The sequence below is a fragment of the Natranaeroarchaeum aerophilus genome (genome assembly GCF_023638055.1).
Classification (GTDB): Archaea; Halobacteriota; Halobacteria; order Halobacteriales; family Natronoarchaeaceae; genus Natranaeroarchaeum; species Natranaeroarchaeum aerophilum.
Genome location: NZ_JAKRVY010000005.1, coordinates 100,013 through 112,301 on the forward strand (window position 1 = coordinate 100,013; position 12,289 = coordinate 112,301).

A 12,289-nucleotide genomic window follows, 5' to 3' on the forward strand; every position below is an offset into this window, starting at 1 on the left:
ATTTAATAGGTATCGAGCGCCTATCGGTAGCCACAGCTGACAGGCCCACTCACATGAACGCGATAATCGCCAAACGCGTCGACTCCGGCACGCCCGACACGTCCGAAATCATCGACCTCGCCCGCGCGGCGGGCTATACCGTCGTCGGCGAGGTCACCCAGACCCGGACGGAAGACCCTGCCCTGGGGATGGGAGAGGGGAAAGTCGAAGAGCTGGCGGTACTGACGGCCGAGACCGACGTTGAGGCCGTGATCTTCGACAACCGTCTCGATCCGTATCAGACGTACAATCTGGGACAGAAGCTCCCGACCGGCGTCGAGGTGATCGACCGGTTCACGCTGATCCTGGATATCTTCGGCCAGCGCGCCCAGACGCGCAAGGCCCAGCTACAGGTCGAACTGGCCGAGCTCCGCTACGAACTCCCGCGCGCCGAGGCGAAGACGAGCCTGGCGAAACGCGAGGAACGCCCAGGTTTCATGGGCCTTGGCGAGTACGACGAGAGCCGCGAGCAGGACATCAAAAAGCAGATCAGTAACATCCGCGACGAGCTCGAACGGATCGAAAAGACCGAGGAGCACCGACGCCAGCAACGGCGGGAGTCGGGCTTCGATCTGGTCGCACTGGCGGGCTACACCAACGCGGGCAAGTCGACGCTGATGCGCCAGCTCGCGGCCGATCTGGACGTCGACGAGAACGAGGAGCTTCATCCCGACCTCGATTCCACCGCCGAGTCCGAGGATCGACTCTTTACCACGCTCGGGACGACGACCAGGAAGATGGAGGCGCGCCGGCGTGACGTCCTGCTTACCGACACGGTCGGCTTCATCAGTGATCTGCCTCACTGGCTCGTCGAGTCGTTCAAGTCGACGCTAGATCAGGTGTACCGCGCCGATCTCATCCTGCTGGTCGTCGACGTCAGCGATCCCGTCGAGGAGATCCGCGAGAAACTGGTGACCAGCCACGATACGCTCTACGAGCGCAACGAAGCGCCGATAGTCACGGTGTTGAACAAGATCGACAAAGTCGACGCCGAGGAGCTCGACGAGAAACGTGCAGCGCTGTCGGCGCTCGCGCCGAACCCCGTTGCAGTGAGTGGACAGGACGGTGAGAACGTCGACGCGCTGATCGACCGGATCGACGCCGATTTGCCCGACTGGAAGCACGAACGGCTCGTCCTGCCGATGACAGAGGAGACGATGAGCGTCGTCTCGTGGATCCACGACAACGCACAGGTCAACGACGTGAACTACGGCGACGACGACGTGCTCGTCGACTTCGAGGCCAGACCGACCGTCGTCGAGCAGTCGCGGTCGAAAGCCAGCGACCTTTCGCCGGCTGCCGAGTCGGCCTGACGGTTGGGGTTTTTGCAGTCGGGAACGAACTCGTACGTATGGGGGAGAACGACACGATCCCGGTGACGGTAGTCTGTGGCTATCTCGGAGCGGGAAAAACGACGCTAATCAACCACCTGCTGTCGAACCCGGGTGACCGGGAGATCGCAGTAATCGTCAACGACATGGGGGAAATCAACGTCGACGCCGATTTGCTCACCCGGGAGAGCGACGAGGAGGGGGTCGTCGACCTCTCGAACGGCTGTATCTGCTGTGAGTTGGGCGACGATCTGGCGACCGAAACAGAGCGACTGGCCGAAACCCGCGAGTTCGACGTGCTCGTCGTCGAGGCGTCCGGGATCAGCGAGCCGATCCCAATCGCGCAAACACTGGTCGAGGATACGGCCGACCGACTTGAACTTGACACGATGGTGACGGTGCTGGACAGTTTCGGGTTCTGGAACGAGTTCGACCCGGAGAATCGCCAGCCCGATGAGGACGTCGAACGGCCGCTCTCTACAGTGTTCATCGATGGCATCGAGTTCTGTGACGTGCTGTTGCTCAACAAAACCGATATGCTCCCGGACGATGCGCTCGGCGAGATCGAGGCGACGGTCCGTGAACTACAGCCACGGGCCCACATCGAGCGAACGGAGTATTCGATGGTCGATCCGGATCTGGTTCTCGGTACTGGTCGATTCGACTTCGAGGAGGCCAGCCAGTCACAGGGCTGGAAGCGCAGTCTCGCTCACGACCACGACGAGCACGAACGTTCGCCCGCGGAAGCCCACGGCGTTACCTCCTTTGTCTACCGCGAGACACAGCCGCTTCATCCCGAGCGATTTGCCGACTGGCTCGACGACTGGACGGGCGAGATAATCCGGGCGAAAGGTATCTGTCGGATTGCGGGTCGCGAGGAGGAGGTAATCGGCCTCAGTCAGGCCGGACCATCCGTCGAAGCCGGACCGATCGGCCGGTGGGATCCCGAGCGGGACGACCCGCGAACGGAGCTGGTCTTCATCGGTCGCTCGCTCGATGAGACGGGCATTCGCGAGGAACTCGACCGCTGTCTCGTCGAGGAGACGACGACCGGGGAGTGGGAGTCGGCGGGCGATCCGTTCCCACTATAGGCGCGATTGAACCTCAGCTCACCCCTCGAACGTCTCCCGAAGCTCGTCCCAGTCCTCGTGAAAGCCGTGTGTCGACTGCGTCTCGCTCGCCATCGCTGACTGGTAGACATCGTCGTATTCGAGTAGCTGCGACCAGCCCTCGTGGAAAGCGGCGCTGCAGTACTGGCACATACGCGTGGGTTCGACGGGCGCGTAGATAGGGTTTGTCCCGTCGCCTATTGCCCCACGCAATAACGGCGGAGGCCAACAAGTACTTATCCCTGTACTGGAGAGAGACAGCAACGACTTCAGCAGTCGGATAGCACAAAAATGAACTCGGCAACGTACATCGAACAGGACGAACAGTGGGTTGAACACGGTTGCAGCAAATGCGAATGGGCGATTTTCGCCGACTCCTTCCCCGAGGCGATTAGTGCGTACCACTCACATCTACGAGAACAACATCCTGACGCCTGGTTACAGGCCTGAAAAAACGAAAACGGGCCGTCCTACGGTTCGAGCAGGACCTTGATGACGCCCTCCTCACGCGCGTCGAACCGTTCGTACATCTCGGGAGCTTCCTCCAGATCGACTCTGTGGGAGACCACCCACGACGGGTCGGCGCGTCCCTCGATAATCAGGTCGCGTAGCTGCCGGTTGTACTGCTTGACGTTACACTGACCCGTCCCGAGCTTGAGACCCTTCTCGAAGAGCTTCCCAAAGTCGATTCCGAGGCGTCCCTGCGCGGCCATATCGTCCGGCGCGCCGGGGTCCTCTGGGACGTACAGTCCCGGGATACCGAGCTGTCCGGTCGGGCGGACCACCTGAATCAGCTGGTTGAGCACGACAGCCGGATTCTCCTTGGCCGGGTCGTAGGCGTAGTCCTCGGTATCCGTATCGACGTCTTTGGGATCGGTGGCCTGGTAGCCGACCGCGTCTACGCCCTTGTCGACTTCACCACCGTGCTGATCGATAATCTGCTCGACTGGATCGCCCTCGGTGAAGTCGATCCCCCTCGCGTCACAGTGTTTCTCGGCGAGTTCGAGGCGACTCGGGACCTGATCGACGACGTAAATCTCCGAGGCACCTTTGATACTGGCGCTGTAAGCGGCCATCAGTCCGACCGGACCGGCACCGAAGATCGCGACGGAATCACCCGGCTGCAGGTTCGCCAGTTCGGTTCCGTGCCAGCCGGTCGGGAAGATATCCGCGAGCAGCGCAAACGAGTCCTCGTGGGTGCGCCCCTCCGGTAGTTTGAGCGCGTTGAAGTCCGCATACGGGACGCGGAGTTTTTCGGCCTGTCCCCCCTTGTACGGTCCCATCGCAACGTAGCCGTACGCCCCGCCAGCAAAGCCCGGATTAACGTTCGTACAGAATCCCGTAAAGCCATCCTCGCAGTTCTGACAGAACCCACACGCAACGTTGAATGGGAGGACGATCCGGTCGCCCTCCTCCAGCGTGCTGACCGCTTCCCCGACTTCTGTCACGACCCCCATGTTCTCGTGTCCGAAGACGATGCCTGGTTCGGCTGCAGTCCGGCCCTCGTACATATGCAGGTCGGACCCGCAGATGGCCGAAGTCGTGATGTCGATCACCACGTCGTTCGGGTGTTGAATTTCCGGTTCCTCTACCTCTTCAATCGTGACGTCGTACTCCCCCTGATATACGACTGCGTTCATTGACATATGGTAACTCCCCCCGCAAGACAGGTTTCCACAGTTCGGCTATTATAGTTAATTCCGAACACCTGAGAGTATCATTCCCTCAGTATTAATTTCAAGACTATATTAATATAGTAAATATATCACATCTGCACCAGATACCGGGATCTGGCGGGAGCTCTGTAACCCCATATCAGTGAATATCCGACAGATCCAGCCGATCCAGCAGTGACCGAGTCGGCTGGCCATCGGCCGTCCACTCGCGGAGGTCGTAATAGTGATCCAGCATCGACTCGAACGAGTCTCGGTCGACCCCCTCCGGCCCGGCGAGCGGTTGTGGAAGCACGTCGTCGGTCCGGCCGAAGCCTTCGCGGACGTTGAACAGTCGGGTAAGTGTCCAGATACGCTCGCCGACGGTTCGCAGGTCGGTATCGGGCGCTACGCCGACAGCCGCAAGCCATTCCGCGCCGAGATCGTCGAAGACCGGGGCAACGAACTCGTCGATGACGAGACTCCAGAGCACCGATCGCCGGTCCTGCTCCACAGCGACCTCCCTTGCGACGCGTTGGGGCGTCCAGTCGCCCGCGAACGCCTCCCGTTCGATCGGGAGCGCCCGGCGGTGGCACGCGCCCCTGTCGCTGGTGGCGTATGCGAGCGCCATGCTCTGCGCTCCTCTGGGGTCGTATCCTGGCAGCGCCATCGCCTTGACGGTGGGAACGAGTTCGCCCCCACCAAACCGCTCAGCGGCGGCGTCCACGCCATCCGCCAGCGCGTCGCCGAGCGCGGCTTCTCGCAGTGCGATCTCCCCGAGCAGTTCGCGTGCTCCGTTCGGGTCACCGAACTCGATCTCCCGGTCGACGATCCCGCGATCGCTCGCCCGGATCGTCCACGCCACGGCGCTTCCGGCGTCAATGAGGTCGAGACCGAGTTCATCACACAGCCCCCCCAGTTCCACGACGGCGTCGAACTCGTCAATGCCGAGGCCCGCGCCGAGCGACATCGCGGTCCCGCCGCGGGGAACGTGCTCGCCGGACTCCGTCTCGACGCGGAAGTCGCCGGGCGAAACCTCGTCCGGGCGTTCGCGGCCGGTTGCGCGCTCGCGGATCGCCTCGATCCCCAGCGTGTCGACGTCCTCAACGCCGCGTCGTTGCCACCCTTCGGCGGCGAGCGCACCCACTGCGTCGGCGAAGTCGATACTTTCGACAGTGCCGCTCGCGCGGTGCCAGTCGGTCGCCGTGTCGGTCTCGTACCGGCGCTCGTACCGCTCCCGGAGCGTCTCTAGTCCGGTCGGCGGATCGCCGCGCGCAACAACAGCCTTCAGACGCTTTGCGCCCATTACCGCGCCAGCACCGCCCCGCCCGGCGTGATGCTCCCCGGCGTCCGACGCAATCGTCGCGTAGGCCACACGGTTCTCCCCTGCCGGGCCGATACAGGCGACTGATCCGTCGTAGTGTCTGGCGGTCGCGACCGTCTCTTCGCCCCAGCTGTCCGTGGGAACGACCGACGCCTCGCCGGATTCGACGTCGATCCTGACCGGCTCGCTCGCCGCCCCCTCGATCAGAAGCCCAATATGCTCGTCGAGCGCGCCAGCCAGCACCGCCGGGAACTCGCCGCCGGCGTACGAGTCCAGAAAGGTACCGGTCAGTGGAGACTTCGTCACGGCGGCGTACCGCGCATCGCCCGGTACGAGCCCGGTAAGCGGACCGAGCATAAACAGGAGCGCGTTCTCGGGACCAAGCGGGTCGGTTCCCGGCTCCAGCTCTTCGTAGAGGTAGCGCGCACCGAGGCCTTTCCCGCCGATGTACTGGCGGAGCCATCGCTCGGGGACGCGCTCGCTCGTCACGGTCCGCCTCCTGAGATCCACCCGAAGAAGGCGGTTTGGAGCGATCACAGCCACGTCAGTCGTCCGCCGGCGCTCCCTCTGCGGGTTCGATTCCGACGTCTATCTCGGCAGCGGCCGTCTTGTACTCGGGGATCTTTGCGCGCTCGTCGAGGACGTTGTTCGTCAGGACGTTCGCGGAGGCTTCGGCGAAGTGTGGTGTCGTCCACACCGATCCCTCCTTGATGTCCGTGGTGACCTGCGCTTTGAGCGTGATCTCGCCGCGCCGGGATTTCAGCGTGACGTACTCGCCGTCCTCGATACCGTACCGTTCGGCGTCGTTCGGGTGGACGTCGACGAAGTTCTCGGGGTGCTGTCGATTGAGCGTCGGCGACCGGCGACTCATCGTCCCCGTGTTGTAATGCTCTTCGAGCCGCGCCGTCGTCAGCGTCAGTGGGTACTCGTCGTCGGGCACCTCCGCTGGCGGCTGGTGGACCACGCCCTCGATCTGTCCGAGCCCGTTCTCGGTGTCGAACGAGTCCTCGTAGAGGAACGGATCGCCCTCGTCGCCGATCTCGTAGCAGGGCCAGTGCAGTCCCTCCTCACCGAGTAGCTCGTAGGTCATCCCGTAGTAGCTCGGGCAAACCTGCCGGAGCTCCTCGAAGACAGCCTCGACATCCTCGAAACGGAAGGTCTCTTCGTCGAAGAGCCGACTCCCGATCTCCATCAGGATCTCCAGGTCGTGTTTCGTGTTTTCATGCACTTTGTCGACGCCGCGCATCCGCTGGACGCGCCGGTCGGTGTTCGTGACCGTCCCGCTGCGCTCCGCCCAGGTCGTCGCCGGAAGGATTACGTCGGCGAACTCCGCCGTTTCGGTCATGAAGATGTCCTGGACGACCATGAACTCCAGCTCCTCGAAGCGCTCTCTGACCTCGTTGGCGTCCGGCTCGGACATCACCGGGTTCTCCCCCATGATGTAGAGGCCGTGGATGGAGCTCCCTGCCGCATTCGAGATTTCGACGTTGGTCAGACCCGGCTCCGGCGGGATCTCGAACCCCCAGACGTCTTCGACGCTCTCGCGGGCCTCGTCGTCGTCGACGAGCTGATAGCCGGGAAGAACGTTCGGCATCGCGCCGACGTCACAGGTCCCCTGCACGTTGTTCTGGCCGCGCAGCGGGTTGACGCCGGTCCCCGCCCGGCCGAGGTTGCCCGTGATCAGCGCGAGGTTGATCTCGTTTTGCACGTTGTCGACGCCACAGGCGTGCTGGCTCATTCCCATTCCGGTGAAGATGGCGGCGTTATCCGCCTTCGCGTACTTTTCGGCGGCGCGTTCGATCTCCTCCAGTGGGATGCCACACTGCTCGGCGGCTTCTTCCTTATCGAACTCCGCGAGTGTCTCTTTCAGGTCGTCGAACCCCTCGGTGCGCTCGGCGATGAACTCCTCGTCGATCCAGCCCGCATCGGGATCGTCCTCGTGCTTTTCGAGGATCGTCGTGAGGACGATGTTCAGCAGCGGGATGTCCGTTCCCGGATTTAACTGGAGATGCTGATGACGGTCGGTATCCTCGATCTCGAAGGATCTGGTCGTCTTGTTGGCGTGTGGGTCCACCTGAATGACGGTTGCCCCTTCCAGCACGGCCTGACGGAAGTACTGGCTGTTGGCGATCGGGTGCTGCTCGCCGGGGTTTGCCCCCTGAATCCACAGCAGGTCGGCCTCCTCACGCAGGTCGCGCATGCTGTTGGTCATCGCCCCCGCGCCCAGACTCGTCCGGAGCGCCCAGACCGTCGAGGCGTGACACATCCGCGTGCAGTTGTCGATGTTGTTGGTGCCATAGCGCCGGGCAAGTTTCTGGAGCAGGTAGTTCTCCTCGTTCATCACCTTCGAGGAGCCAAAAAAGCCCATCGCGTCCGGCTGGTACGCCTCGCTGATGCGCTCCATCTCTTCGGTGATCCGATCGTACGCCTCTTCCCATGACGCCTCCCGGAACTCGTCTCCCTCTCGGATCAGCGGCTCCGTGAGGCGGTCCTCGTGGTCGACGACCTCGGTCGCCGCACCGCCCTTGATGCAGATGCGCCCCTCGTTGACCGGGGCCTCGCCCCACGGCATGAACCGGACGTCGCCCGGTTGATCGCCTTGCTGTACCTTGATCCCGCAGCCGACGCCGCAGTACGGACAGATCGTTTTGACCGGTTCTGATTGCTCACTTGCCATGATCGGAATCCCCCACACGGTGTGGACTGTGTTAGGGAATGACGTTCGGAACCGGCATCAATGTAATTTACGCGATCTGAACGGTTCACCGATCGGAGGGAACTGCACACTGGTTCGAGACCGACAGGGGCCAAGGCTGACAAATGACCAGATCGATACCACACACGATGGAGCTATCTCCGGGTACTGTGGACCGACTCGCAGCGGAGTACGAACGGGAAGCACCGTTTCACACCGTCGAACAGGAGGCCATCGAGACGCTTCCCGCCGCGTTCGAGACGGGCGAGTTCGGTCGGCGGGACGCCATCTGGGTCGTCGAGTGGTACTACCGCCGCGAGATGGGGGCGATCTCGAACCGCGAGCGTCGCGAGCGCGAGGACGCGTTCGAGGGGAACGACCGCAGGGTAGTCAAACGGGCCATCGTCGACGCCGCCCACGCGGAATCGCTCGACGACGCGCTCGATACGCTCACCGCGCTCGACGGCGTCGGCGTCCCCGTCGCGTCGGCGTTTCTCTTTTTTATCGATCCCGACCGCTATCTCGCTGTGGGCGAGTGCGAGTGGACAGCTCTTCTGGAGGCCGGACAACTGGACGAGCCGTACCCGGATCCGCCGACGCGTGAGGAGTACGAACGGTATCTCGATAGCTGTCGGTCGGTGTCAAAAGCGATCGACTGCGACCTCTGGACGCTGTATCGTTCGCTTCGGCAACTGACCATCTGATATTCGTCAGAGAGATTCGCAATATCGCAGTCACTGGCCTCGGTACCGAGAGAACAAAACGGTCCCGAGTACTGCAAGGACGCCGATTATGATCCCAAATCCGGGGAGCGTTTCGTCATCGTTGCCGCTCTCTCGGTCCCCATCGGCAGTTTCGTCGCCGTTCGTGTCGTCCACGGACTGGCTATCATCGACCGAATCGGGCCCATCCGAGCTGTCGTCCCCCGACTCGGATGCACCGGGATCGGATACTGTGACCGTGCCGATCGGCTCACCGTTTGCCAGCAATTCGTACGTCCCTGGCTCGTCGAATGTGTGCTCGGTTTCTACATCAATCTCCGTAGCACCGGTTCCCATGTACTGTTGTCTTTCGATCTCTTCGCCGTTCGCGGTCACTGTCACCGCGTACGGACTCGTCAATCCTTCAGTGCTTTCCAGCTCGGCTTCGATCCCCACTGGTTCACCCGGCTCTACGTCGTCGGTCGATAGGTTGCTCTCGACGAGCCGGAAGTTTTCCACATTGTAGACGGTGAGATCCTCTAGCGTTGATCGACCGTTGACTGCGACATCGAGATCACCTCCGGCAGTCACCGTATGCCGGAGTTTCACATCACGGTCCTCGTACACATCGAGTTCGACCGTCCGTTCTTTGACCGTCTCTCCATTGATCGTCAGGTCGAGGGACAGTTCGCCGGGAGCCTCTCCTTCGTTGGTCACTGGGACTTCTACGATCAGTTCGTCCCCCTGATCGAGCGTCTCGTCGGAGAGGCTAGGAGATACCCCGAACGGTCCGATTTTCGTGTCCGCAAGCTCCTCCTCGGGTGGTTCCATCAGCAACTCCTGTTCGGCCACGTGTGTTTCCCCATCAACAGTTGCATACAGCGTGACGGTCTCGTCCGGTGTCGCGTGTGTAACGGTTTCTCCCGTCTTGTCGATCTCTCCGTCACCGGTCAGGTCCCATTCGTACAACGGGTCCGCGCCGTCGTACCACGATCGGTCGAGTTCCTCGATCACTTCCGGTGTCCGGGCATCGAACGTCACCGCTTCGTCGTCATCGTTCGGGGAGATGACATACGGCTCGTAGGTGAATGCCGGAAGGATCGCATCCCCGTCTTCCATTCTGGTCTGCTGTGTATTCGTCTGGGCGACGAAATCGTCCCGAATCTCATCGTACTCCTGGCCGGTAGCATTTTCCAGCTCGTTGCCGAAGCCGCCGCCATCCGGCCAGACCCAGCTCGTCGTGTAGATCACATCGAACGCTTCCCGATCGTACTCGTAGAGGAGATACTCGGTAAAGAGCGCGAGGTCGTCGTACTCGTCACCGCTCGCGTCTCTGTTCGTGAAGTACTCGTCCTCGTTGATCCGGTACGTTGCATCCTGGGCAATCTCGTCGTCAGGCGACTCAAGATAGCGAGCGGATCCTTCGACAGAGACTTCGAGCGGCGACTGGCCGCCCATCTCGAGAACGCCAGCATGCAGCTGGTGCAGGTGAATCAGCTCGTGGTAAAACAACGACGGATCGTCATCCGCCACGTAGATATGTCCCGGCGGAACCCGGAAGCAGCCATCAACCCCCTCAGAGCTTTCGCACGGAAGATCCGACATCGGACCGACTTCGACAACCTCGGGGTCGTCGGATGGTTCCGTGCCGAACTTCTGGAAGATCATCTCGTAGTACTCGTCGGCGAACTCGGCGATCTCCTCCGCCTCCGACTCGTAGCCATCGTGATATCTGATCTCGAAGTGATCAGTTTCGATCGCAGCGATCGGATCACCAGCAGTTCCGCCCTCTACAGCATGTACGGACGCCGCTGGCCCGATCGTACCGTCTTCGGTTCCGGTGTCGCCGACACTGGCACCTCCAACAGCACCAGCGGTACCAACCAGTAGTAGTGCCACAGCGGCCACCACGACTATTACTACCGCGTCATTCGTGTCACAATACGGAAACGACCCGCGTATCATATCCGAACTCTTACCTAATTGTACTTAATTTTATTCATCTCTGTCGTTTTAGAGCTATCGACTCCGAGGTCAAGGCGTTAACAATCAGGGCCGCCAAGGAACAACCATGTCCACCGCCGTCATCCTCGCAGGCGGACGCTCGACGCGCTTTGACGACCGCGACAAAGCCGTCGCCGACCTCGCGGGGACGCCGATGATCCGCCGGGTCGCCGACGCCGTCGACGAGGCGGTCGACGCGGTAGTCATTAATTGCCGTACTGATCAGCGAGCGGCGATCGAGTCGGCGATGACGGGCTCCCGGACGCCGGTCCGCTATGCCGAGGACGAACGGCCCGACGAGGGGCCGGTCGCCGGGATGCTAACGGGACTCCGCGCCGTCGATACCGAATACGCGTTCGTTGTCGCTTGCGACATGCCATTCGTCCAGACGTTACTCATCGAGTATCTGTTCGAGCGCGCGGCGGGCCACGACGCCGCCGTGCCGCGGCTCGACGACGGCTGGTTCCAGACGACACAGGCCGTCTACCGGGCCGCAGCGATGGCCGACGCCTGCGAGGCGACGCTGGACGCCAACGAGCGAAAGGTCACCGCGGCGCTCGACCGGATCGAGTACGTCACCGTGGGTGAGGCGGCGATCCGCGAACACGCCTCCCTGCGGACGTTCGAGAACATCAATACCCGCGAGGAACTCGCCGAGGCGGCCGCGACGTTCGAGCAGTAGGCGTCAGCGGTACAGCTCCTGAACCGGCTTCTCGGCGATCATCGAGGTGAGTGCAACTGCGTCGATCCGGGGTTCCGCGACGACGCGCTCGGCAATCTCACGAGCGCTATCGAGATCTTCCGCGTCGTCGACCATATTGAGGACGGCGACCACGGTCGCAGCTTCGGGAACCCCTTTCAGCCCGCCTGCCTCGCTCGTCAGGACCCGAGCCACGTCCCGCGGCCGGATCTCGTCGCCGACGGAGCGGTCGGTGATCGCGCTTACACGTTCGGGCCGGTGGACGTACTCGTCGATGAGCGGCTTGCCGACCGCCTGCACGCTGGCGACCGGGAGCACGGTATCCACGGTACTCGGGATCTGGGGTTCGTGCTCGTCGGGCGCTTTCAGCAGTCGGGTCCGTGCGCCGTCTGCTTTCACGAGCACCGACTCCGTGACGTCCGCCCCGGCGAGCGCGTCGACCGCCTCCGGTTCGTAGCCCAGATACCGATCCTCTCGCTCGCGTTCCGGGACGAGACCGAGCGGCCACGCGCTGGCCTCCCTGACCGTCGCCACCGGGTCGTCAGTGACGAAGACCTTGGTCACTTGTCGGTCGAAGATCGGGATCCGTACCGTTGCAGTCAGGATCGCCCGATCCAGCCGACTCGCCAGGGCGTACAGCGTCGTCTTCTTCCCTCCTGCACCGACGACTGCGACGAGCCCGGAACGAGCGGCGAGCGCATCCGGTAGCGGTGGTGGGTCGGGCGTTTCCATCC

Annotated in this window: 10 protein-coding genes; 4 read left to right on the forward strand and 6 right to left on the reverse strand. The window is 62.4% G+C overall.

From position 1 onward, the window contains the following. Positions 1 to 53 precede the first annotated feature (53 nt). On the forward strand, positions 54 to 1,352 hold the full coding sequence (hflX, locus tag AArcSt11_RS10335) for a GTPase HflX (RefSeq protein ID WP_250596858.1): 1,299 nt from the start codon (positions 54 to 56) through the stop codon (positions 1,350 to 1,352). Positions 1,353 to 1,390: 38 nt separating this feature from the next. Then, the gene (locus tag AArcSt11_RS10340; protein ID WP_250596859.1) at positions 1,391 to 2,461 is read left to right on the forward strand and encodes a CobW family GTP-binding protein; all 1,071 of its coding nucleotides are present in this window, start codon (positions 1,391 to 1,393) and stop codon (positions 2,459 to 2,461) included. A gap of 18 nt (positions 2,462 to 2,479) precedes the next feature. Here AArcSt11_RS10340 and AArcSt11_RS10345 read toward each other — a convergent pair whose 3' ends face one another. The 4 genes from AArcSt11_RS10345 to fdhF all read right to left on the reverse strand — a co-directional run bounded on the left by AArcSt11_RS10345 (position 2,480) and on the right by fdhF (position 8,132). After that, positions 2,480 to 2,632, reverse strand: a complete 153-nt coding sequence (locus AArcSt11_RS10345; RefSeq protein WP_250596860.1) for a hypothetical protein — start codon at positions 2,630 to 2,632, stop codon at positions 2,480 to 2,482. 317 nt (positions 2,633 to 2,949) lie between these two features. Beyond that, positions 2,950 to 4,119 (reverse strand): glutathione-independent formaldehyde dehydrogenase, encoded by a 1,170-nt coding sequence (locus AArcSt11_RS10350; protein ID WP_250596861.1) that lies wholly within the window; start codon positions 4,117 to 4,119, stop codon positions 2,950 to 2,952. Between the two features lie 175 nt (positions 4,120 to 4,294). Further along, positions 4,295 to 5,998 (reverse strand): aldehyde ferredoxin oxidoreductase family protein, encoded by a 1,704-nt coding sequence (locus tag AArcSt11_RS10355; RefSeq protein ID WP_353617749.1) that lies wholly within the window; start codon positions 5,996 to 5,998, stop codon positions 4,295 to 4,297. Between the two features lies 1 nt (position 5,999). Next, positions 6,000 to 8,132 carry a formate dehydrogenase subunit alpha gene (gene fdhF, locus AArcSt11_RS10360; RefSeq protein WP_250596862.1) on the reverse strand — a complete coding sequence of 711 codons (2,133 nt, stop codon included), beginning with the start codon at positions 8,130 to 8,132 and terminating at the stop codon, positions 6,000 to 6,002. A 167-nt stretch (positions 8,133 to 8,299) separates the two neighbouring features. Between fdhF and AArcSt11_RS10365 the strand changes: the two genes are divergently transcribed. Beyond that, on the forward strand, positions 8,300 to 8,854 hold the full coding sequence (locus AArcSt11_RS10365) for a hypothetical protein (protein WP_250596863.1): 555 nt from the start codon (positions 8,300 to 8,302) through the stop codon (positions 8,852 to 8,854). A gap of 30 nt (positions 8,855 to 8,884) precedes the next feature. Here AArcSt11_RS10365 and AArcSt11_RS10370 read toward each other — a convergent pair whose 3' ends face one another. Beyond that, positions 8,885 to 10,750 carry a hypothetical protein gene (locus AArcSt11_RS10370; protein WP_250596865.1) on the reverse strand — a complete coding sequence of 622 codons (1,866 nt, stop codon included), beginning with the start codon at positions 10,748 to 10,750 and terminating at the stop codon, positions 8,885 to 8,887. 172 nt (positions 10,751 to 10,922) lie between these two features. On the opposite strand from AArcSt11_RS10370, the gene AArcSt11_RS10375 reads away from it, so the two are divergent. Then, complete coding sequence (locus AArcSt11_RS10375) at positions 10,923 to 11,537, forward strand: molybdenum cofactor guanylyltransferase (protein WP_250596867.1); 615 nt, start codon at positions 10,923 to 10,925, stop codon at positions 11,535 to 11,537. A 3-nt stretch (positions 11,538 to 11,540) separates the two neighbouring features. Here AArcSt11_RS10375 and yqeC read toward each other — a convergent pair whose 3' ends face one another. Further along, positions 11,541 to 12,287 (reverse strand): selenium cofactor biosynthesis protein YqeC, encoded by a 747-nt coding sequence (yqeC, locus tag AArcSt11_RS10380; RefSeq protein WP_250596869.1) that lies wholly within the window; start codon positions 12,285 to 12,287, stop codon positions 11,541 to 11,543. Positions 12,288 to 12,289 lie beyond the last annotated feature (2 nt).

Excerpts from the sequence above, each read along its gene's own strand:
- hflX (WP_250596858.1), top strand. The coding sequence starts at position 54 with ATGAACGCGATAATCGCCAAACGCGTCGACTCCGGCACGCCCGACACG.
- AArcSt11_RS10340 (WP_250596859.1), top strand. The coding sequence starts at position 1,391 with ATGGGGGAGAACGACACGATCCCGGTGACGGTAGTCTGTGGCTATCTC.
- AArcSt11_RS10345 (WP_250596860.1), bottom strand. The coding sequence starts at position 2,632 with ATGTGCCAGTACTGCAGCGCCGCTTTCCACGAGGGCTGGTCGCAGCTA.
- AArcSt11_RS10350 (WP_250596861.1), bottom strand. The coding sequence starts at position 4,119 with ATGAACGCAGTCGTATATCAGGGGGAGTACGACGTCACGATTGAAGAG.
- fdhF (WP_250596862.1), bottom strand. The coding sequence starts at position 8,132 with ATGGCAAGTGAGCAATCAGAACCGGTCAAAACGATCTGTCCGTACTGC.
- AArcSt11_RS10365 (WP_250596863.1), top strand. The coding sequence starts at position 8,300 with ATGGAGCTATCTCCGGGTACTGTGGACCGACTCGCAGCGGAGTACGAA.
- AArcSt11_RS10375 (WP_250596867.1), top strand. The coding sequence starts at position 10,923 with ATGTCCACCGCCGTCATCCTCGCAGGCGGACGCTCGACGCGCTTTGAC.
- yqeC (WP_250596869.1), bottom strand. The coding sequence starts at position 12,287 with ATGGAAACGCCCGACCCACCACCGCTACCGGATGCGCTCGCCGCTCGT.